22 protein-coding genes and 1 other annotated feature are annotated in these 22,014 nt (G+C 45.0%); of the genes, 16 read left to right on the plus strand and 6 right to left on the minus strand.

The features are described 5' to 3' along the window. Nucleotides 1-80 precede the first annotated feature (80 nt). Nucleotides 81-1,061 carry a HAMP domain-containing sensor histidine kinase gene (locus tag MCG46_RS01060; RefSeq protein WP_240276828.1) on the plus strand — a complete coding sequence of 327 codons (981 nt, stop codon included), beginning with the start codon at nucleotides 81-83 and terminating at the stop codon, nucleotides 1,059-1,061. Next, nucleotides 1,054-1,605 (plus strand): hypothetical protein, encoded by a 552-nt coding sequence (locus tag MCG46_RS01065; protein WP_240276830.1) that lies wholly within the window; start codon nucleotides 1,054-1,056, stop codon nucleotides 1,603-1,605. The genes MCG46_RS01060 and MCG46_RS01065 overlap by 8 nt, the downstream gene beginning before the upstream one ends. 363 nt (nucleotides 1,606-1,968) lie before the next feature. On the opposite strand, the gene MCG46_RS01070 is transcribed toward MCG46_RS01065, so the two are convergent. Further along, the gene (locus MCG46_RS01070) at nucleotides 1,969-2,871 is read right to left on the minus strand and encodes a LysR family transcriptional regulator (protein WP_240276833.1); all 903 of its coding nucleotides are present in this window, start codon (nucleotides 2,869-2,871) and stop codon (nucleotides 1,969-1,971) included. Between the two features lie 144 nt (nucleotides 2,872-3,015). Between MCG46_RS01070 and MCG46_RS01075 the strand changes: the two genes are divergently transcribed. From MCG46_RS01075 to MCG46_RS01090, 4 genes are all read left to right on the plus strand, one after another. After that, nucleotides 3,016-3,249, plus strand: a complete 234-nt coding sequence (locus MCG46_RS01075) for a hypothetical protein (protein ID WP_240276835.1) — start codon at nucleotides 3,016-3,018, stop codon at nucleotides 3,247-3,249. Nucleotides 3,250-3,263: 14 nt separating this feature from the next. Further along, nucleotides 3,264-4,433: an iron-containing alcohol dehydrogenase gene (locus MCG46_RS01080; RefSeq protein ID WP_240276836.1), complete on the plus strand. Its 1,170-nt coding sequence runs from the start codon at nucleotides 3,264-3,266 to the stop codon at nucleotides 4,431-4,433. Between the two features lie 95 nt (nucleotides 4,434-4,528). Next, nucleotides 4,529-5,995, plus strand: coding sequence for an aldo/keto reductase (locus tag MCG46_RS01085; protein WP_240276838.1), 1,467 nt, complete (start codon nucleotides 4,529-4,531; stop codon nucleotides 5,993-5,995). Between the two features lie 529 nt (nucleotides 5,996-6,524). Continuing rightward, on the plus strand, nucleotides 6,525-7,871 hold the full coding sequence (locus tag MCG46_RS01090) for an RNA-binding domain-containing protein (RefSeq protein WP_240276839.1): 1,347 nt from the start codon (nucleotides 6,525-6,527) through the stop codon (nucleotides 7,869-7,871). Nucleotides 7,872-8,229: 358 nt separating this feature from the next. Here MCG46_RS01090 and MCG46_RS01095 read toward each other — a convergent pair whose 3' ends face one another. The 3 genes from MCG46_RS01095 to MCG46_RS01105 form a co-directional block, all read right to left on the minus strand. After that, entirely contained in the window at nucleotides 8,230-9,369 is a 1,140-nt protein-coding gene (locus tag MCG46_RS01095) for a MupG family TIM beta-alpha barrel fold protein (RefSeq protein WP_240276840.1), read from the minus strand. Nucleotides 9,370-9,482: 113 nt separating this feature from the next. Beyond that, complete coding sequence (locus tag MCG46_RS01100) at nucleotides 9,483-10,601, minus strand: aldo/keto reductase (protein WP_240276841.1); 1,119 nt, start codon at nucleotides 10,599-10,601, stop codon at nucleotides 9,483-9,485. A 61-nt stretch (nucleotides 10,602-10,662) separates the two neighbouring features. Then, a complete protein-coding gene (locus MCG46_RS01105) occupies nucleotides 10,663-11,259 on the minus strand; it encodes a recombinase family protein (RefSeq protein WP_240276842.1) in 597 nt (198 codons plus the stop codon). Between the two features lie 309 nt (nucleotides 11,260-11,568). On the opposite strand from MCG46_RS01105, the gene MCG46_RS01110 reads away from it, so the two are divergent. From MCG46_RS01110 to MCG46_RS01155, 10 genes are all read left to right on the plus strand, one after another. Next, nucleotides 11,569-12,273 carry an N-acetylmannosamine-6-phosphate 2-epimerase gene (locus MCG46_RS01110; RefSeq protein ID WP_240276844.1) on the plus strand — a complete coding sequence of 235 codons (705 nt, stop codon included), beginning with the start codon at nucleotides 11,569-11,571 and terminating at the stop codon, nucleotides 12,271-12,273. Nucleotides 12,274-12,371: 98 nt separating this feature from the next. Further along, nucleotides 12,372-13,133, plus strand: a complete 762-nt coding sequence (locus MCG46_RS01115) for a PTS mannose/fructose/sorbose/N-acetylgalactosamine transporter subunit IIC (protein WP_020225382.1) — start codon at nucleotides 12,372-12,374, stop codon at nucleotides 13,131-13,133. Next, nucleotides 13,133-13,984 carry a PTS system mannose/fructose/sorbose family transporter subunit IID gene (locus MCG46_RS01120; protein ID WP_240276851.1) on the plus strand — a complete coding sequence of 284 codons (852 nt, stop codon included), beginning with the start codon at nucleotides 13,133-13,135 and terminating at the stop codon, nucleotides 13,982-13,984. The genes MCG46_RS01115 and MCG46_RS01120 overlap by 1 nt, the downstream gene beginning before the upstream one ends. A 55-nt stretch (nucleotides 13,985-14,039) precedes the next feature. After that, complete coding sequence (locus MCG46_RS01125; protein ID WP_240276853.1) at nucleotides 14,040-14,519, plus strand: PTS sugar transporter subunit IIB; 480 nt, start codon at nucleotides 14,040-14,042, stop codon at nucleotides 14,517-14,519. A 57-nt stretch (nucleotides 14,520-14,576) separates the two neighbouring features. Beyond that, complete coding sequence (locus MCG46_RS01130; RefSeq protein WP_240276855.1) at nucleotides 14,577-15,509, plus strand: hypothetical protein; 933 nt, start codon at nucleotides 14,577-14,579, stop codon at nucleotides 15,507-15,509. 62 nt (nucleotides 15,510-15,571) lie between these two features. Next, complete coding sequence (locus tag MCG46_RS01135; RefSeq protein WP_240276857.1) at nucleotides 15,572-16,012, plus strand: PTS sugar transporter subunit IIA; 441 nt, start codon at nucleotides 15,572-15,574, stop codon at nucleotides 16,010-16,012. Between the two features lie 226 nt (nucleotides 16,013-16,238). Continuing rightward, nucleotides 16,239-16,967 (plus strand): hypothetical protein, encoded by a 729-nt coding sequence (locus MCG46_RS01140; RefSeq protein ID WP_154238473.1) that lies wholly within the window; start codon nucleotides 16,239-16,241, stop codon nucleotides 16,965-16,967. 176 nt (nucleotides 16,968-17,143) lie between these two features. Beyond that, the gene (locus tag MCG46_RS01145; RefSeq protein ID WP_240276858.1) at nucleotides 17,144-17,548 is read left to right on the plus strand and encodes an SHOCT domain-containing protein; all 405 of its coding nucleotides are present in this window, start codon (nucleotides 17,144-17,146) and stop codon (nucleotides 17,546-17,548) included. Nucleotides 17,549-17,557: 9 nt separating this feature from the next. Next, nucleotides 17,558-17,768 (plus strand) — a binding site (T-box leader). A gap of 103 nt (nucleotides 17,769-17,871) precedes the next feature. Then, nucleotides 17,872-19,206 (plus strand): cysteine--tRNA ligase, encoded by a 1,335-nt coding sequence (cysS, locus tag MCG46_RS01150; RefSeq protein ID WP_275890940.1) that lies wholly within the window; start codon nucleotides 17,872-17,874, stop codon nucleotides 19,204-19,206. Beyond that, nucleotides 19,206-19,604 (plus strand): Mini-ribonuclease 3, encoded by a 399-nt coding sequence (locus tag MCG46_RS01155; RefSeq protein ID WP_240276865.1) that lies wholly within the window; start codon nucleotides 19,206-19,208, stop codon nucleotides 19,602-19,604. Before cysS ends, MCG46_RS01155 begins: the two co-directional genes overlap by 1 nt. 465 nt (nucleotides 19,605-20,069) lie before the next feature. Here the strand turns inward: MCG46_RS01155 and MCG46_RS01160 are convergent, their stop codons facing one another. Together MCG46_RS01160 and MCG46_RS01165 are read right to left on the minus strand one after the other, a co-directional pair. Then, nucleotides 20,070-21,095 (minus strand): tyrosine-type recombinase/integrase, encoded by a 1,026-nt coding sequence (locus tag MCG46_RS01160; RefSeq protein WP_195397832.1) that lies wholly within the window; start codon nucleotides 21,093-21,095, stop codon nucleotides 20,070-20,072. Nucleotides 21,096-21,243: 148 nt separating this feature from the next. Beyond that, on the minus strand, nucleotides 21,244-21,720 hold the full coding sequence (locus MCG46_RS01165) for a hypothetical protein (protein WP_195397833.1): 477 nt from the start codon (nucleotides 21,718-21,720) through the stop codon (nucleotides 21,244-21,246). Nucleotides 21,721-22,014 lie beyond the last annotated feature (294 nt).

The following is a 22,014-nucleotide window of genomic DNA, read 5'->3' on the forward strand; positions in this document are numbered from 1 at the left end:
GATTTCCGCCCTCTTTGTTTCTGGTCTACCTGGGTGTTTTGCTGCTGATGTCAGGTTTGCATACAGGATTAATTGTTTATATGAATACAGCAGAATGGAATGACTTGATCAAAACGCTGCTGCCGATTCTTTATTGGGGACTGATTGCTATTGGCCTCACGTTGTTTACCCGCAGAAAAATGAAAGAAACCTACGATGTACCGCTTCAGCAGTTTGCCAGAGCGACTGGAAGCGTAGCTAAAGGTGATTTTTCTGTCTACATGCCGACGCTCCATACTTCGGATAAGCTTGACTATCTAGATGTGATGATTCTGGATTTTAATAAGATGATTGAAGAGCTTGGAAGCATTGAAACGCTAAAATCAGATTTTGTTTCCAATGTATCCCATGAGATGAAAACGCCGATTGCGGTGATCAAAAATTACGCGGAGCTGATCCGGAATGGGAATTTGGAGGAGGCGGAATCCGCGGAGTATGCCCAGGCTATCATTGATGCTTCCGTGCGGCTTTCCGATCTGATCAGCAATATTCTCAAGCTCAATAAACTGGAAAATCAGAGTATCAATCCGGAAATCAAAGAATATGATGTGTGCCGCCAGGTATGTGAATGTATCCTTCAGTTTGAAGGAAGCTGGGAGGAAAGAAAAATTGAGCTGACGACAGAGCTTGAGGAGTCGGCCAATGTGATCGCAGATGAAAATTTAATGGAACTGGTATGGAATAATTTATTGTCCAATGCGCTGAAATTTACAGAACCCGAGGGCACAGTGTGGGTAAAGCAATGGACGCAAGATCAAAAAGTAAGGGTGTCCATAACAGATTCGGGCTGCGGCATGAGTCCAACAATAAAAGCACATATTTTCGATAAATTTTATCAGGGAGATCCTTCTCACTCAAAGGAAGGCAATGGTTTGGGGTTAGCACTGGCAAAGCGGATTATCGATCTGATGGAAGGAGAAATCCTGGTCACCAGTGAAGAAGGAAAGGGCAGTACCTTTACGGTAACCTTGCCTGCGGCCGGCGCAAAAGAAAGAATGGAGAGTGAGTGCATAAATGGATAATGAAGAAAACCGGCCAAAGCGATTCGTCGGATATGAGTATAAGGAAATCAATGCTGAAAGCAGCTGGATTCCTCTTTTAATGGATGGTTATGAATGCTTTGGCTGGGAACTCAGCGATTCCTTCTCTCAAAACAATCCAATTCCGATAAATATAAAAAAAACGGAAACGCTTTATTTAAAAAGGAACCGGAATATTGTCAATAAAGTAGAGCTGACAAGATTGCAGCGAAACTTTGAAGCCTGTGTTGATGAAATTGAGAAACTGGAAAAGAATAAAACATCCACCGCAACAATGTATGCCCTTGTTTTAGGTCTGATTGGGACGGCTTTTATGGCGGGTTCCACCTTCGCAATAACCGCTCAGCCTCCGCGGATCCTGCTTTGCATTCTGCTTGCGGTACCTGGGTTTTTAGGATGGATTTTTCCGTATTTTCTGTATAAGAAAAAAGTGGTGACTCAAACAGAGCGCATTAAACCTTTAATCGAAAAGAAATATGATGAAATTTATGAATTGTGTGAAAAAGGCAATAAACTCTTATATTGAATTAAGAGTGTTGGTTAGAAATCGTTGAGACGTACAAGTCCGCCGACGATTTCTTTTTTTTGGCAAAATGCGATGATTGTAAAAGAAAGACTTTATGAACGGAAAACGGAAATTCAGGCCGAAAAACATGAGCGGCACAGGTGAAAATTCTATGCTGCCGGTTTATGGGCATAGCTTTTATCCATAGTCTTAACAAAGACCGGATGGGGATAAAGCGGTTGGATTTGATTGTGCTGCAGCCGGGATATCACTGAAAAAATGAAGCGACTGATAAAGTCAGCAGCTGTGCCTGTACAAGGTTTAACTATCAGGAAAAAGGTACGATTCCATAGTTGACACAATGAGTTTGTATCTTTCTTAAGGTCAAGGAGAACAAGAATCAACTAGGGACTTATTGATCTGAAGTTTCAGTTCTTCCAGCAATAATTCCGCAATCGGTGTGAAGACCTGATATTTTTTCCAGATCACATACATTTTCGTTTCTAAAGGTGGTTTTAACGGTCTGAAGCATAATTCACTGTCTTTACCGGTATCGGCAAGTTTATCAAACGAGAGCATATATCCCAATCCTTCTCTAACAAAGACAGATCCGTTGTAAGGAAGATTGATGGTGCCTGAGAGCTGAAGCGTATCCGCTTTTTCACCACACCATCGGGGAATATCAACCTGCATTGCCTGCGCCGAACAGATCAAATTTAGTCCATATAAATCTTCAACGCTTATTTCTTCTTTCTGAGAAAGACGATCTTCTTTGCGCATGACTAAACCCCATGTATTGATCTCGGGCACCTCGAGATAGTTATATTTAGACAGGTTTGGCGGTTCGACAATGACTGCGAAATCAATCAATCCCTTATCTAATCGCTCAGTAACCTGTTCAGTATTCCCGCTGGTAAGATGATAACGAAATAATGGGTATTTTTCTTTAAACGCCTTAATCGTTTGCGCAAGATACTTGATTTGATAAGACTCTGCACACCCGATATACACTTCTCCGCCTAAAACTGGATCAAGGGCTTTAAATTCATCAAGCGTTTTATCGACCATTTCAAGAATATCCTCAGCTCTTTTTCGCAGCAGCATGCCTTCGTCGGTTAGACTTACGCTGAAACTGCCGCGGCGGAATAACTTCTTCCCAAGCTCCTGTTCTAAATCCTTCATCTGTTTGGATAATGTTGGCTGTGTGACATGAAGCCTTTCTGCGGCTCGTGACATATTTCCTTCTCGGGCAATTTCCAAAAAATAACGAAGCACACGAATTTCCATAAGTTCGCCTCCCAGCTGAATGGCTTTTCAATATTATATCAGGTGTTTGATATTCTTGAAATGAATATCACGATATAGAATTCGAGTATTGGATATATCGCAATGCTTCCAATATAATAATTTTGAAAAGGAGCGGCAAAGAAATTGGCAGAAGCAATGGATACGATGGGACTTATTTATCAAAACTTGAAAGATGCAGGCTGTAATGAGGAGACAACCGAAAAATGTATGCTTTTAGCGGAAAAGGGAGAGGTCAAAAGGATGCTGCCGCTTCTTCTGCATCACAGAATGACGTTGCTTGAGAATATTCATTTCAGGCAAAAACAAATCGACTGTCTTGACTATTTGGTATACAAAATTCAAAAAGAAACATTTTAGGAGGTAAGACAAGGATGAAATTTAATTTTAATAACCCAACTAATCTCTACTTCGGCTCTGGTTCACTGAATCAGCTGGGAAGTCTGACGATGCCAGGGAAAAAGGCGCTGGTATTGATATCGAATGGGAAATCAACAAAAATAAACGGCTATCTTGATCGAACACTGTCTCAGCTTGATGAAGCGAAGATCGAATATATCATATTTGATCAAATTATGGAAAACCCAGTCAAGGAAGTCATTATGGAAGGGGCGGCGAAGGCAAAAGAAAATGCCTGTGACTTTATCGTAGCTTTAGGCGGCGGGGCGGTGATCGATTCCGCATCAGCGATTGCCGCAATGGCGACCCATAACGGAGATCTTTGGGATTATGTTGTGGGAGGAACGGGGCGATGCCAGCCGCTAGTCAATAAGGGGCTTCCCATTGTTGCGATAGCAACTACTTCAGGGACAGGGTCAGAAATGAATGGTTTTGGCGTCATCTCGAATCTGGAAACCCATGAAAAAATTGGTTTTGGCAATCCCTCGCTGACGCCGGTCATTGCTATTGTTGACCCTGAACTGATGCTGAGCGTTCCTGCAAAATATACAGCGTATCAAGGCTTTGACGCTCTGTTTCATCATACAGAGGTCATGATGTCCAAAGGAATTAATCTGCTGAGTGAAACGATTGCGCTCTCAGCAATAAAAAGTATTGCAGAATATCTGCCCCGTGCTGTAAGAAATGGTCAAGATCTTGAAGCCAGGGAACATGTCGCTTATGGCAGTACGATGGCTGGCATAACGATGCAGCTAACATCGACGACAGCGCAGCACAGCATGGAGCATGCAATGAGTGCTTACCATCCTAGTCTTCCGCATGGGGCCGGACTGATTCTAATTTCTAAAGCATTTGCGGAATTCTTTATTGAAAAAAAAGCTTGTGATCAGCAGTTTATAAAAATGGCCCAAGCCATGGGCATCGAAAATGCAAAGAAGCCGGAGGATTTTATTACAGCCCTGATACAGCTGCAGGAAGCTTGCGGAGTAGCTGATTTGAAAATGAGCGATTTTGGCTTTACTCGTGATGAGGCGATGACATTGGCCAAAGGTGCTCGCTCTATGCAGGGAGGTTTATTTGAGGCTAATCCTTGTGAACTGACCGATGAAGACTGTGCGGGTATTTTTGAAAAATCCTACAGATAAGAAAAAGGCATAGTGTTTTTCTTAAACGGTTCACAGGAATCAGTCGAGATTCAAGATCTGGAGTTTCTCTTTATGAGGAAAGGAGTGGAAAGAGGATGAAACGATTCACAGTCATGATCACGGTTCTGACGATGCTGTTCAGCCTTGCGGCTTGCAGCAAAGAAGCGGATCAATCAAACAAAGATTTAAAGGTACAAAGTACAGATACTATGGAAGGTGAGGGGATTATGAATCATGAAGATGGATCATCCAATAAAACGGCAGTGATCTATTTTTCAGCAACTGGAACAACAAAATCCATAGCCGAAGAGGCCGCTGAAATTTTGAATGCGGATATTTATGAAATTGTACCGGAAATTCCTTATACAGAAGAAGATCTGGCTTACTATACGGACGGGCGTGCCGATCAGGAACAGAATGATCTCTCAGCGCGTCCTAAAATTGTCGGGCATATCGAAAATATGCAGAACTATGACACGATCCTGCTCGGTTATCCGATATGGCATGGACAGGCGCCGAGAATTATCAGCACTTTCTTGGAAAGCTACGATTTTTCTGGAAAAACAATTGTGACCTTTTGCACCTCCCAAAGCAGCGATATCGGATCAAGCAGTCAGAATCTTCATACATTAGCGGAAAATGCAGATTGGCTTGACGGCCGTCGATTTGCGGCAGGAACGTCAAAGCAGGAGCTTGAAGAATGGCTGGGAGAAATCGGGATCCTGCCTGAGAAAGCAGAAAGTCAATCTGCTTTCGATTTTGAAAGGCATACGGTTATGCTGAACAGTGGTTACGAAATGCCGATCATGGGTTTGGGAACTTATAGTCTTTCTGAAGAAGAATGTTATAACTCCGTAACTACATTGCTTCAATTCGGCGGAAGATTGATCGACACGGCTTATATGTATCACAATGAAGCAAGCGTTGGACGTGCAGTAAGCGATTCAGAGGTACCCCGAGAAGAAATATTCGTGATCACCAAGCTCTATCCCAATCAATTTTCTGATGCTGCCAATGCGATTGATGACGCATTGGAGAGAATGGGTTTGGAATACATAGATATGATGTTATTGCATCACCCAGGAACAGGGGATGTGGAGGCATATAAAGCTATGGAACAGGCGGTGAGTGAAGGTAAGATCCATTCGATTGGCTTATCAAACTGGTATGTTGAGGAATTAGAAGAATTTCTGCCTCAAATCGATATTATGCCTGCCTTGATCCAAAATGAAATTCATCCTTATTATCAAGAAAATGATGTTATTCCATATATCCAGGATCTTGGTATGGTTATGCAAGGATGGTATCCCCTCGGCGGCAGAGGACATACAGCTGAACTTTTAAACGATGAGACTATTATAACCATCGCCCAAACGCATGGGGTTTCTGCGGCCCAAGTTATCCTGCGCTGGAATCTGCAGAAAGGGGTCGTAGTTATTCCGGGTTCCAGTAATCCAGAACATATCCGTGAAAATATAGAATTATTTGATTTTGAACTGTCGGATGATGAAATGGCGAGGATTAATGCCCTTGATCGGGGCGAAAAACATGACTGGTATTAAATCGAATCTAAGGATGTTGAAATGAAAGCAATCGGTATCATGTCTAGGGAAAATTGGGACATAAGGGTTTTACAGCCTATCCAAGATTTGATAAAAAGGGACAAGCGGAGATTTGTGGTCCGTGGTATGAAGGAAAGATTCCTTATGAACATAAAAACTATATGTCTTTTAACGAAGTTCAGGAGGCCTATGCTGGTAATCTTGAAAAATTAGGCTTTCAAGTATTTCGATAAAGATAGTAGTGTTGATAAAAGAGGAACTGTCGATGTGAAAACACATAGAATGTGATGAACTCAAGGTTCTTATTTGCAACAAAAGAGGAACGGCAAAATTATGTACAGTGTGTACTGCATAATCTTACCGTTCCTTTTTTAGCATACAGAATATATAAAACTCCAATGAGTTGAATAACTCATTTGAATGATATATAATAGCTCAAAAGAGGCTGAATCTAAGTCTTCTCGATTTTCGTAACGAACGAGGTTTCTTTTTAAGTATAAATGCTTCGAATTGGAGTAGGAGGAAATATATGCCTGAAAATCAGAACATAGAATGGAAAGAATCCTGGCGTGATGAGTATTTAAAGTGGATCTGTGGTTTTGCAAATGCTCAGGGAGGCAAGATCTATATCGGTACTGATGATGAAGGCTCGATCATTGGTGTGCCAGACAGTAAAAAGCTTTTAGAAGATATTCCCAACAAAGTGCGGGATATTCTCGGTATTCTCGTAGATGTCAATCTCTTAGGACAAGATGATAAAGATTACATAGAGATATGTGTTGCCCCGAGTAGTTATCCAGTGAATTATAAGGGTGAATATCATTATCGCAGCGGAAGTACAAAGCAGCTTCTTAAAGGTGCTGCTTTGACGGAATTCTTACTATCCAAAACGGGCTATAAATGGGATTCCGTTCCAATGGATAGTGTTACAGTTGAAGAATTGGACAAAGAGAGTTTCGACATTTTCCGAAGAGAAGCTCTGCGAAGCGGGCGTATGACTGAAGAAGATCTGAAGATGAGCAATAGACAGCTTCTTGACAGCCTTGGTCTTCTTGGTCAGGGAAAGCTGAAACGGGCGGCAATTCTTTTATTCCATCGTAATCCGGAAAAATGGGTTACTGGTGCATATATCAAAATTGGATATTTTGGTGAGGGATCCGATTTGCGCTATCAGGATGAGATCCATGGATCTTTGTTCATCCAGGCAGATAGGGTTGTCGAATTAATTTATTTAAAATATATGAAGGCAATGATATCCTATGATAACGTTACAAGAATTGAAACTTATCCGCTTCCCAAAGCGGCTGTCAGGGAAGCGGTGTATAATGCAATAATCCATTCCAATTATGCAGCATTAGTTCCAATTCAGATTCGGATCCATGAAGATGCGGTTTATATCAGCAATGACTGTGTTTTTCCGATTGGGTGGTCAGTCGATACGCTGATGGAACGTCATCGTTCACAGCCTTACAATCCTAATATAGCTAATGGTTTTTTCAGGGCAGGATATGTGGAAACCTGGGGACGAGGGATCGAAAAGATATGTGAAGCGTGTAAAAATCATGGTGTTCCTGGTCCAGAATATAAGCTTAATTTAGAAGATATTATGGTGAAATTTACACCTTTGAAACAACCAAATATTTTAAAAGGTCAGAATGTCCTAATAAATGACCCATTAAATGACCTAATAGAAAATTCTTTGGAGAAAATAGTTATAACAGTAATAAAGGAAAATCCTCATGTAACACAGGCGCAGCTTGCCGCAAAATTGAACCGTTCTGAAAGGCAGATAAGAAGAGTCATAAAAGAATTAAGAGAAAAAAGTTTGATAGAGCGTGCTGGCAGCCGAAAATCAGGTCAATGGATTGTAAAATAACTTTACGAGTCAAATAAAAAAGGACTAATAATCATGAAAAGAAATTAGTCCTTATGATCATTTGTTTTTCCTAAACAAGTGCTTTATTCCGAGCTGTCATCTCTCTTTTCGTACTTTCGCACAGTAATATCATAAATTAATGAGGCTAATAATAAAATGGATGCGGAAACCATTGAAAGACCTGCAAAAATGAAATTACCCGTTCTTGAAGTAAAGAATAAAACGACTAAGTTCACCATCAGGCCAGCAGCACTTCTAAACCAAGCGCAACAATAGGAAATGACCCAATCGGCAGAATGAAAACATTACAACCGTTAAGCCATGGTTCTTTCTGATAATCGAGGATCAGAATGAAAGATTAGTTTTCGTGCTGAGCTACGGTAGCGTTTTGAATCTTTTCTGCTTCCACTAACCGGAAGGCTACTTTGCCATAACGAATTAAGGAGATCAGATTTTCTGCCAACATGTCAACCTGACCGATGACGTTGGCGTATTCAACGCCAGGCATGCTTTTCAATGCGATCTGCAGTTCCCCTTCATATTTGCCCGAGAGCTCGTTGTCCAGCGTGATGCACAGCTTATCGCGATCAGAAACGGGCTGAGCACAAACCGAACCCAGGCCGCGAGTCTGAGTTGCCCGTAAAATAAATTCCGGCTGATCACTGCGCGACTTTAAGACTATGTTCAACAGCTTTTGGCGCAGGTCAGGATCCAGGCTGGAGTTAAAGTAAACCGGTACGCAGACACAATGGTTGTGGACAATTTCCTGAACCTGTTCCATTTCTGTCCGTGAAGGATTGCCGTCGCCAAAAAAGATGTAGTCGAACATACCGGTTGCTGTGAGTTCCCCAGCACTCAAATAAGCCGGTTTGTAACGATGGTTTTCCACAGTACATAAGCCGTGGCCATAGGCAAACAATAAATTGTCGGCATCCAGCGAATTGATGAATACACCGGTGCGGATCCCGCAGGCCTTAAACAGCTTCGCATTTTTATACGTGTCAATAAACGACATTCCAGTATCCGGATGCGGGAAGAAATTATGGACAGCGACGTAATTTTCCAGATTGCCGTGACGCTGAATCGCTTTGATCCGATTGATCGGCTCCGCCTGCATCGAAGCATTGTCCTCGATCAGCACACCGTCTTCATTGCGGGTCATCTGAGCGACCAGCTCGTGATCCTCCTCAAATCCAAAATCCAGCCGTACAATCCGAATTCCCAGATGAACAAACGGTGACAGATCGTTCGGTTCCGCGTGTAGCTGATCCATGATCCGGCGATTGATATCCACATGCAGCGTCAGGCCCATCTTCCGGCACTCGCTGATCAGCCATTGAAACGGTGCCTTTAACTGGTTGGGTGCACTCCAGGCCTGCGGCGATTGAACGGTCGTATAAACCTGGCTGTAGCCCAGTGTGACTGCCAAATCTAATTGTTGTTTCATCACCGCTTCTGACTGCAGATGCGGGTAGAGAGAGATCCCTAAAAGACTCATGGTATATTCCTCTTTCTTGTTTATTCCTTTCTCATTATAACGCACTCCGGAAAAAAGAAAAAGGCAGACTTGATCCGGAAAAGAGCTCCGAAACAGTCTGCCCTAATATTCAGTTATTTTTCAAATTCCTGAACGACTTTGTTCATCTGGTTCGGGATGTCGATATGCTGCGGGCATTTCGTCTTGCAGGCGCCGCATTTTTGACAATGCGAAGCCTTTTCCGTAATCTCCATCGCATCATAGCCTGCTTTTTGAGCGGCCTGAACATTGTAGACATGGGCGGTGTTCAGCAACCGGAAATTCTTCGGAATATCCAGCCCGAATGGGCATGGCATGCAATAGCGGCAGCCGGTGCAAGGGACCTGAATCCGAGCCTGGAATAATTGCCGGGCCTGTTCGATCGTATTCAGTTCTTCTGCGTTGAGCGGTTCGATCTCACTGAAGGTTTTGACATTGTCGATGACCTGTTCCATCGTGCTCATGCCGGACAGGACAGTCTGTACATTGTCATGACTTCCGACCCAGCGAAGTGCCCAGGAAGCATCGCTCCAATCCGGATGAACACGGCGGAATTCCGCTTTGATTTCTTCCGGAACATTGGCTAACATGCCGCCTTTGACAGGTTCCATGATCGTCATCGGAATGTTTTTGGACTTAGCCAGCTCATAGCCGCGCAGACCTGCCTGAATGTCGGTATCCATATAATTGAACTGAATCTGACAGAAATCCCAGTCATAAGCATTGAGGATTTCTTCAAACACTTCGTAATCATCGTGGAACGAGAAACCGATCCGACGAACCTTGCCGCTGTCCAGCACCGATTTCAGATGCGGAAGCAGATTCATCTCTTTAATGTGTTCCCAACGCTCACGGCTCAGGGCGTGCAGCAGATAGAAATCAACATAGGACGTCTGCAGTTTGGTCAGCTGTTCATCTAAAATTCGATCAAAATCCGCGATATCCTTGCACATCCAGGTCGGGGATTTGGTGACTAAGTAGAAACTGTCACGCGGTTTGGTAGCGACCCACTGACCTACAACAACTTCACTTTCAAAGTTGTGATACGGATAGGCCGTGTCGATATAGTTTACACCATGTTCATAGGCATAATCGAGCATTTTCATCGTCTCCGGACGGTTGATTTTTCCATCCTCGGTGACTGGAAAACGCATGCAGCCGAAGCCCAGCAGCGAAGTCTTTGCCGGGATTTTGCCTTTTTCTCTGTATTTCATAACAATCCTCTTTCTATGATTCACAACGGATTCCGCTGTTCAATCCAAATTCCTGATTTAATTATACTGCATTGTCGTTCCGGATGTATTTATAAAACGTACTTTTTTTTATTTGCAGCTGATCCAGAGCTTGTTGAAGCGTACATTCATGACGCAGATAACAGGCGGCCACTTCGCTGAAATTTTGTGGCGGGATGTAGCGCGGCCGGCCTAAGTGCTTGCCCTTTTCTTTGGCAATCCGAATGCCCTCAGCCTGTCGTGTTTTGATGTTGATCCGCTCGTTTTCAGCGACAAAGCTGAGGATCTGGAGTACCAGATCACTGATGAAACAGCCGACCAGATTATCCGGACGGCTGCGGGTGTCCAGCAAGGGCATATCCAAAACGACAATCTGGACTTCCAGACGCTTGGTTAAATCCGCCCATTCCTCCAGGATGGCCTGATAATTGCGGCCCAGCCGATCGATGCTTTTAATCACCAGCAAGTCCTGCGGATGCAGAACTTCCTTTAACCGGCGGTAAGCCTGACGGTCAAAATCCTTGCCGCTCTGACAATCAACATAGAGTTGGGACTCGCTCAATCCGAACATTTTCAATTCTTCGATTTGACGATCTAGATTCTGACTTTTAGAAGATACTCGCGCATAGCCATAATTCACGTTTAATTCCTCCTTGGCAAACGTTGGCATGGAAGACAAAAACAGCTATTCCCTCCCTTGAATAGCTGAAATTGTCTGCCTGTTTATAAAGGTACACCTTTATAAAAGCGCTTTCATGTTTTTATTATATCATCATCAGCTCGAAACGCAAGCGCTTTCAAATCTGATTTAGATAAAATATCCTTCATTTGTTCCAAAAAGATGAATAAACAATTTAATTTTTACCTGTTTTAGTTCTGTTCTGTCCTGTCTTGCATAAGTTTTATAAAGGTGTACCTTTGCGGACACAAAAAAGAGAGAGGAGCCGTTATGAACAAAGAGGAAATTTTTCAACAGATTCGAGGAAAACTGATCGTTTCCTGCCAAGCCAATGAGGAAGAAAATCCATTCAATCCACCGGAAGAAATGACCCGCATGGCTCATGCCGCAGCGATTGGCGGCTGTGCTGGTTTCCGGGCAAACCGGCCGGAGAACGTTCAGATGATCAAAGAAGCCTTCCCGGATAAAGTCATGATCGGGATTTGGAAAGTCGAAACCGAGGGCTGCGATGTGTATATCACACCGACGATGAAGGAAGTTGAAGTGCTGCGGGAAATCGGCAGCGACATCATCGCTGTTGATGGGACCGACCGTCTTAACTGCAACGGCCGCAAAGCCTATGAGCTGATTCGGGAAATCAAGGAAAAATATCCGGATCAGGTAGTCATGGCCGATATCGCTACGATCAACGATGCCCGTCTTTGCGTTCAGGCCGGAGCCGATATCATCTCTACGACCTTGTCCGGGTACACGGCGGACAGTCTGGACCGTTATGCGTTAGGCGCTGACTTTGAACTCATCGAACAGATCCGCAAAGAATTCCCGGATGTCTTCATCAATGCGGAAGGCCGGATCTGGACGCGTGAAGAAGCGAAGAAAGCTTATGAATGCGGCGCGGATGTGATCGTCGTCGGTACGGCGATTACCAATCCAATGAGCATCACAAAACGATTTGTTGATTATATCAAGAAATAGGCATGGCGAATCTGCCATCCGAATTAAATAGAATAGGAGGTTGAGAAAACAAAAAGCGAGAGTGGGAATGAAAGTAAATCCTAGAGAGGAGGTACAATATGAATATTGGACTAGGATATGCTTTATTTGTTTCTGTTGTCTGTGCATTCTTTGGATGGACAAACTATGGCTTTGTCAACTTGCAGACAACCAAACCGGTCGTCTGCGGCGCTTTGGTCGGTCTTATTTTGGGGGATTTAAGAACGGGCATTATCATCGGCGGTACGCTGACGCTGGTTTATATGGGTGTTCAGGGTGTCGGTGCGGCGATTCCGGTCAATGCGACGACAGCGACGACGGTTACGACAGCGCTCTGCATTATTACCGGCGTGGAAATGGAAACTGCGATTGCGATCGCCGTTCCGGTTTCCGTTATGGGTCAGTTAGGCCGTATGGCAGCGTGGACGATCAATACACCGCTGATGCATATTGCGGATAAGTATGCGGAAACCGCGGATTATAAGAAGATGACACGGCTGCAGTTGGTGGGCTCGCTGGTCTTCTTCATCACTGAATTCATTCCGGTTTTCCTGTGCATCTACTTCGGCTCCAGCTTTGTTACGATGGTCAACGAAAATATGCCGGTTTGGATTTCTGAATGGCTCTCAGCCGCAACGGGTATGCTTCCGGCACTTGGCTTCGGCATGCTGCTGGCAATGATGTATAAAGTCAAATACATTCCGTTCTTTATCGTAGGCTTTGTTATGTGCGCTGTATTCGGCGGTTCACTGCTGGCGATCGCATTGCTGGGCGTTTCGATGGCGATCTTCGTCTTCTTCTTCGGCCCGCAGGGTAAACGGAGAAAAGGAGGTGCGATGTAATGACTGAAAACAGAATGGAACAACCTATGAACGATAACAAGATCATTTCATTAGACCGCAAGGAACTGATGGGCGTCTTCTTACGCTTCTCCTGCTTCCCAATGGTGACGATCAACTACGAACGTTTCCAGACACTGCAGTATTTCTCAGCATTGGCACCAGTTCTGAAAAAATTATATCCAAATAAAGAAGATCAGATCTCAGCGGCGAAGCGTCACATGGCGTTCTACAATACTACGCCGGAATGGATGGGCTTCACGCTGGGCATGAACTGCGCTCAGGAAGAACAGATCGCCAATATGCCTTATGGCGAAGAACGGACGGGACTGGAAGAATCCGTCAATACGATCAAAGCTTCCCTGATGGGTCCGCTGGCAGGCATCGGCGATTCCCTGCGGGCAACCGTAGAAGCGATTATCGGCGCATTGGCGGCCGGCTTTGCGATGAACGGCTCCATTTTCGGCGCTATCCTGTTCTTTGTCTTGGGTAACGCTTACTACTTCGGTATTTCCTATTTCGGATTCTTCTATACCTATAAAAACGGCATGAAGGTTATCCGCGATATGAATAAATCCGGCATTCTTGACCGCTTGATGGAAAGTGCCACAATCTTAGGCATGACGGCGGTCGGCGCGCTGATTCCTTCCTGGGTTGGCTTTAAGTTGACCAGTGCGATTCAGATCGGCGATTACGTCTTAAATATTCAGCAGGAACTGGACAACATCATTCCAGGCTTGGCGCCGTTGGCTTTGACAATCTGTCTGGCTTGGCTGTATAAGAAGAACGTTTCTTCCCTGAAACTGGTCGGCCTGATCTTTGTCTTCTCGCTGATCATTTCCCTGATTCTGTAATTCATCATTTCATGCAGGGGCGGAATTCATTACGATTTGAAAGGAGAAATAAAATATGGCAGTGATTCAGTATCGGCTGGACGGAAGAATGCTGCATGGTCAGGTCAGTAACTTTGCACGGGCGCTGAACATTGAAGAATTTGTGGTGGTCAACGAAAAAACGGCAAATGATCCGACGCAGGTCATGCTGCTGGAACTGGCGGCGCTCAATGCAGATGTCGACGCCGTTTCCCCGGAGGACGCGTATGACTTATTGACCGGCGATGAGCTGGAAGACTACCGCGTGATGGTCGTATTCAAAGAGATCTTTGACGCTGTGGAATTGGTCAAGCTGGGCTACTCGATGCAGGAAATCTGCATCAGCGGCATGTATGCCAAAGACAACGAAAATAAGGTCAAAGCGGAAGCATGCCTGTTTGTCGATGACAAAGATAAGGAAGCATTCCGTTTTCTGGAAGATCATGGTGTTCTGCTCACGCATCAGATTTCCCCGGAATATACAAAAAAGCTGGTTCATGATCTCGTAAAGTTTTAATGAACAGGGCCGACGGTGTTTGTCGGCCTTTTCTCACTGGGAAAGGAAAGAGTCGCTATGGATGGGCAGGATAACATGAAGGAAAGGCTGCTGGTGCTGTCGCAAAGGATGGCGCGGCGCAAGAGTCCGAAACAGAAAAAACGCACGCTGTATCAGCTGAGTGAAATGTTCAGCGCCCTGGGATATCCGGTGACGCTGATGGGGAAAAAGGGCATCCATGGACAACAGCTGCTCGGCGGCGATCCCACGCATGCCAAGGTCATTGTCGCCGCAGATTTTAACCTGCGGGAAGCCCGGCTGATTCCCGCTCGTCAACAGCTTTTAAACCAGTCGGCAAACCGCAGAAATCAGCTGGATAATCTGACGGTATCGCTGGTGCTGACGGTGCTGTTAGCCATCATGGGCGTGCTGCTTTGCATCGCGGGGGCTAAACAGGAAGGCCGGTGGTTTCTGTTTGTTCTGGCAGCCGGCGTGTTTTTGCTGGCCTTCTGGCTGGGACGGCGGCAGGCTGTGGGCAATGCCGGGAAAAACGCGGCGATGTTTGCGCTGTTGGAATGTGCCCGGCAATATCGGAAAGAACCGGTTGCCTTCTGTTTCCTGGAAGAAACGGGAACCGAGCTGGGGCTCAGGCAGCTGCGTGAGAATTTTCCGCAGGCAGGACTGGTTTACATCCATCAGCTGGGTCGGGAAAAAGCGCTTTGTGTGATGCTGAAAGGCAAACCGACTAGGCTGCAGGAAGCACTTGCCGAAGCTTGGCCATCACTGACAGTGCAAAGCTTGCAGGAAAATGACGACAGTCTGATCCGCAGCTGGAACGAGGGCATTTTAATCAGTACGGCGGATCCCGCAACGATGACCTGTGAAATGCCGGGCGGCAAATTCGATGTGCAGGTAGACTGTGATCAGATTCAGCAGGCCGTGGAAGTCATCGGTGAACTGATCCATCCCCATCGAAAACAGGAATATCACAGCTCTGAAAAACAAGACTAAATAACCAAGAATCAAATGCGCAAAAAGGAGGCAGTCCTCAACGAGGCTGCGAGGAGGTAGAAATGCAGGGAATTTTATTAATCAGTCATGGTCCGTTAGCCGAAGGCATGTTAAAAACCGCAGAGATTTTCTTTGGCGAGAACATTCCGCAGATGAAAGCGCTGGTATTGAATACCCAGGATGATCCGGAAGACTTCCGCGGGCGGCTGCAGGAAGCTGTCGATGAAGTGAATACCGGAGAAGGCGTGTTGGTCTTCGCTGATCTGTTAGGCGGTACACCGTGCAATCAGTCTGCTTTTGTGCTGAATGAGAAGGTCACGGTGCTGACCGGGATGAATCTGCCGATGGTCATGGAATGCCTGGGCTTACGGATGAGCGGTGAAGTAGCGATCGACCAACTGGAAGAAACCGCAAAGACCGGCATTGTCAACTTTAATAAAATGCTGGAAGAGAAGAAAAAAGCCGGCCGCAGCCGTCGGCGCAGCAAAGAAGAAGCTGAATAAGCTTCTTTCATCCGTCAATTTGAAAATCAGAAATCACGGGTTCATTTGGAACTTGCGGTTTCTGATTTTTGTCGTGGAAGCATGGTGAATAAGGCAAAAGCTCAGGCTAAAAGACAGAGTTAAATTTTGACAGTTGAACGATTTTGAATAGAATTGAAGAGAAAAGATTGCAAGTGACAGAGAGCCTGATTAAAATAGGAAATATGTTTGGAAAGAGGGAAAACGCATGAAGAAAAAATTCAACTGGAATTCGTTTATTTATAACTTCGTCTTTATTACGATGATTATGTCCGTCATCTTCTTAGCTGTTCGGATCATTTTGGCGCCTTCTGAGGCCATGGCTGATGATGTGCGTGTCAAGAGCGACTACGTGCTGATGCTGGTGCAGTGTATATTGGGCGTGGTGGCGATGCGGCTGCCGGACTTTATCGAACATAAAATCCAGATCCAGATTCCCAGCTACATGCTTTTGTTGTATGCCATCTTTCTGTACTGTGCGATCTATTTGGGGGAAGTTCGGGCATTCTATTACAACGTGCCGCATTGGGATACGATTCTGCATACTTTCAGCGGTGGAATGTTAGGAGCGCTGGGTTTTTCCTTTGTCACGATTCTGAATAAGTCGGAAAAGATTCCGATGAATCTTTCGCCGGTGTTCGTCGCCGTGTTTGCTTTTTGCTTTGCGGTGACGTTAGGTGTCTTTTGGGAAATCTATGAATTCACATTTGATGGAATTCTGCATTTGAACATGCAGAAGTTCATGCTGGAAAATGGGACGCCGTTTATCGGCCGGGCAGCTTTAATGGATACGATGAAGGATCTGATTGTCGATTGTCTGGGTGCGTTCATCATGTCGTTTGTAGGTTATCTGTCGCTGCGCTATAAGACAGGCTTGATCGAAAAGCTGCAGCTGAAATGGCGCAAGGGTGCGATCAAGGAAAATAAAACTCTGTAAATCGGGCAGTGCCGGAATGATCTGCGAAACCTTTGCGGCTATCAGATTAAAACATAAGAACCTGAACCAGCGAGTCCAGGCCTAAGCTCAAGTTGATTCAGGGCAAATTTTGGGGTATACTGAGCTTAATCAGAAGGCTAGATGATGGATCTAAAACGGAAGGTCAGGGAGATAACATGAAACGAAAAACCGAAATCCGCAGCACGCGTTCAGGAGCGATAGGCAACATCGTCGGCGGGGTTCTCTTCATTGTTTTTGGAATTTTTGCTTCCTCAATGCTTGGTTTTCATGATTCGATGGGGATGGGTTTTGGCGGCCCATCGCTGAGTCCAGGCCTGTTTTTCATGGGGTTTGGATTGATCGGCGGAACAATCAGCATCCTTTACGGGCTCTTCGCGTTAAAACGCGGCGGCATTGCCGAACATGAAATCATAACCGAAACATTGCCGGAACAAGAAACCCAAGCGGAGGGGGATCCGGCGGAGCAGTTAAGAAAGCTGAAAGCACTGGCAGACGAAGGAATTATATCCGAGTCCGAGTATGCGATGAAAAAGCGGGAAATTCTGAATAAAAAGTGGTAGAATAAAAAAGGAAAACCGATGATGAGAACGAGTAATCCGGGAAAGCTTCGCAAAGAGAAGGTCTGGCAGGTGAAAAGACCAGGGAGCGCCGGGATGAATGCCTCTTGGAGGGCTAATCTGAAATAAGTAGGATGGCCGCAGCCGGCGTTAACGGCAGAATGAGCGGAACAGAAGTCTTTCTGTTCAAGAAGAGTGGAACCGCGCGGAAAGCGTCTCTTGACGGGAGATGCTTTTTTTGTGGAAAACTGGATTTTCACCATTGTGGAAAAACATCTGTCAACCTGTTCAAAGGGACAAGCTTAATTTAAAGGAGGAAAACAGTAATGAGTATACGTCTTTACAACACCCTGTCGGGGAAAATTGAAGAATTTCAGCCGATCAAACCGAATGAGGTCAGCATGTATGTCTGCGGACCGACGGTCTACAACCATGCCCACATCGGCAATGCCCGGCCGATTATTGTTTTTGATACGCTGCGCCGGTTATTTGAGGCACAGGGCTACACGGTAAAATATGTGTCCAACTACACGGATGTGGATGACAAGATCATCAAGAAAGCGCATGAGGAAAACGTCCCGGAGGGCATGATTTCGGCAAGGTATATCGAAGCCTACCAAAAGGTTCGGGAAAGCTTAAATACTGAAACGCTGTACGCTACTCCGCGGGTGACGGAAACGATGGATGAAATCATTCACTTCATCGACGAACTGGTCAGTACCGGTCATGCTTATGCTGTGGGCGGCGATGTGTATTTCCGCGTCAGCAGCGTTCCTTCCTACGGTACTTTCTCGAAGCAGAATCTGGAAGACCTGCAGGTCGGTGCGCGGATTGAAGAAAATGCCAAAAAGGAAAATCCGCTGGATTTCGCCTTGTGGAAAGAAACCGATATGGGGATTAAGTGGCAGTCTCCTTGGGGAGAAGGCCGTCCGGGCTGGCATACAGAATGCGTCGTGATGATCCACAAGGAATTCGGCGATCAGATCGATATCCACGGCGGCGGCATGGATCTGCGCTTCCCGCATCATGAAAATGAAGTCGCCCAATCGCAGGCACTTTTCCACAATTCGATTGCCCGTTATTGGCTGCATAATGCAATGATCAATATCAATGGTGAAAAAATGTCAAAATCACTGGGCAATGTGTCCTGGGCAAAAGATGTCATTGAAAAGCTGGGTGCCGATTTGGTGCGCTGGCTGATGCTGAGCGTGCACTACCGCGGGGAACTGAACTTCTCGGATGAAACGATTGAAACGGCCCGCAAGGAGCTGGATAAGGTCAGAATGCCGATGAAGCAGGCGTATATCAAGAGCCAGCTGGCAGGTACTGAGTTGAGCGGCCGCGATGAAGAAGCGGTGCAGCGGTTTATTGCCGCGATGAACGATGATCTCAACACGCCGAATGGATATGCGGAAATTTTTGAAACGGTGAAAAAATTGAATCAGGCATTACGCCAGCGGGAAATCCAGTGGGATCAGGTCGGTGCGCAAACCGCGGCGCTGGAAGCGATGCTGGAAATCTTGGGCATTCGTCTGCCGAAGGTGGAGCTGAGCGAGGATGACAAACAGGTTTTCGCTCAATGGAACGCAGCCAAGGCAGAAAAAGATTTTGCCGCGGCGGACGCGAAGCGGGCGATCCTGATCGAACGAGGATTGATGTAATGCAGCTTAACGAATTGTCCGGAAGTACGCTGGCCTATATCGGCGATGCGGTGTGGTCGCTGCTTGTGCGGGAATATTTAGTGGAGCTGGGGTATGGCCGGGCCAAGGACCTGCAGCGCTTAAGCGTTCAGTTTGTCAGTGCGAAAGCTCAGGCGCGATTTTACGAGCAGCTGCATGATGCCGGTGAGCTGAGTGAGGAGGAGGAAGAAATCTTCCGCCGCGGACGCAATTTCAAAAGCGGCAGTGTTCCAAAGCATACCGACGTTCAGATTTATCGAATTTCGACGGGCTTTGAAGCGTTAGCCGGATGGTGGCATCTGAGCGGCCAGCAGGAGCGGCTGCAGAAGGTCTGGGAACAGGTCAGAACATCTGTGATGCTGGCGGCAGAGCCGCGATAAAGAAATCATTTCGGCTGTCCGGAATGGATATCACAGCAAACAACGCAGGATAAAGGTAAATTGCTCAGTAGGGCAGTGGGGAAAAGCGGCGGAATCAGCTTTAAATCTTATTCGCGGATGAAAGAACGATGGGAAAATAATCGCGGAGTTTCCGTTTCCATTTTCTTGCATATTGTGTATACTGATAGTGACCGTAGTACCCGCACCTCTTACTTTTGTAATGTGGCCCAGGGTACTCTTTTTTTGATCAATAAAAAGAAATGGAGAGGTTAATTCTGCAGGGGTTCAAGACATTTTCTTGAATCCGCGAAACAACTTAACTGCGAAACGATTTGGGATTAAAACAGGACTAGAACAGGACGAAACAGGAGGTCAGAGTATGGCACAATATGTTTATCTTATCAAAAAAGCCTTTTAAATAAAGGCTTTTTAATATATTTGTCACTAGTTTGTCACTAGTTTATGCTACTTTAATAGTAATACAGTGTCTCTTAATTCTGTAATTGTCTTATGTGTGTAGACTCGTTTTCCAGTGCTGTTGGAAGTGTGCCCCATCAGCAGATCCATGCATTTTTCGTTAGCGCCGGCATTGTCCAACCGTGTTCTAAACGTGTGCCGCGTTTCGTGAATCGTGTGGGGAATACCAGTCAGAACACACAGTTCTTTGAAACGTTTGCTAAATGTCAGATAGCTCATCTGCAAGCCCAACTGATTAACCGAGATATACTGCTTGTTTGCTTCTAGTCTTGTCTTAACCAGCGGTTGTATCCTGGGGTGGATAGGCACAATTCGATTTTTACCAGCAGCGGTTTTAATGCCGCCAGTAATAATCATATCTTCGAGATCTACCACCGAGGCATCAATGCTCAAATATTCTCGGATTCGGAATCCGGTATACAATAAGATTAGTACATCCGTGATGATAGGCATGTCGTTTATATGATTCCACAGCCATTCAATTTCTTTATCTGTATAAGGTGTTTTTTCTTGCGGGGCTATAGGGGCCGATGTAAGCTCCTCAGAACGTTTTTTTATGATAACGTCTAAGCTATAAGCGTACTTATCTAAATGTCCCCACAGCGCCTTTATAATGCCCTGTGTGCTGTATCCTTTGCCGCAACGATCAATTGTCAACTGCATCTGATTGGATGTGATTTCAATATATTGTTTTTGGCTCAGTGAGTTTATATGTTTATAGGCGCTGGACAGTGCACGCTGATTTTTCTCCCCAAGTTTTGGAGCTGCATCTGCTTTCCAGCGGTTAAAAAGTTCTTCAAGCGTTATTCTGCGCTCCAACGGATCATAAGGACTCTTGTTGTACTCGATCAGCATTTCAAGTCCCTGATCGTAGGTCTCTGCGTACCCGATCCGATCAAATATCGGGTAACCCTTATCAGTATAGCCTTTCACCGGCCCGCGGACTTCATAGGGTTTCCGACGTGCTCCAGAGAGCTTGATCACAGATCCGGTTCCGTTTGGTCTTCGTTTCATTGCAAAAAGCCTCCTTTTATCGTAAAATAGAGGCATAGTAAAAGGGATGACCGACCAAGTCATTTTTACTATGCTGAAGGATCGGATTGCAGTCTGATTCTTCTCGCCTGCCGGCTGCAACCGGTGGGCTTTTTTGCGAAATAGCTGGTTATTTTTTTACTTCAATCTCGAATTTATATTTATTTGTAAAATCGTTTGTTATTAGTGTGTACGTGCCATCTTCTGAATATGGGACGTATAAGTAATAATCAGCTTCAGCATCTTTTAGCATGCCGCCCATCCCTTGAAGATCATCATCCATAAGTGTTGAGTACATCTGAATTTGATTACCTGTAGGATCATACCAAGTGTTGTACAAGGAATTGTAATAATTTTGATCCGCTCCAATATTTTTGATATGAATAGGAACTTTGAAGTAAGTTCTTTCATCAGTGTCATACCATTCTATAGCAACGCCAAGAGTGGCTTCAAATTCTGAACAAATATATGAATCTCCAAGTCCCAAAACTGAATCTTCTGTTGCCTGAGTAGGTTCAGGGTTATTGATCTGTTGTGGTGCTTTTGAGTTTGGTCCGCAACCAACGAAAAGTAGTAAAGCTGCGCTAAGTGCGATAAACTTTTTCATAATTTTCTTCCTCCTTAACGCCTAATGGCAAAAGTTTCCTAATGTTGAATTTACAAATTTTTCCTATAAAAGCTACTATTTGATCAAACCCTACGATTAACCGCCTAAAAACAGTCTTTGTAACAATTTTTTAGCCGATTTAATTCATGCGATATAATTTAGGCAGATGACAACCGCGGATAAATCGAAACAGGGGTGATTTTAATAGATAAAATTTTTTAGATTTTGAGATTTTGCTGATAGTAAGCCAGATAGATATAAATAGGAGTTTAATCTATCTAGTTGAGTTGCTTG

It is taken from the genome of Holdemania massiliensis, assembly GCF_022440805.1.
Lineage (GTDB): Bacteria > Bacillota_I > Bacilli_A > Erysipelotrichales > Erysipelotrichaceae > Holdemania > Holdemania massiliensis_A.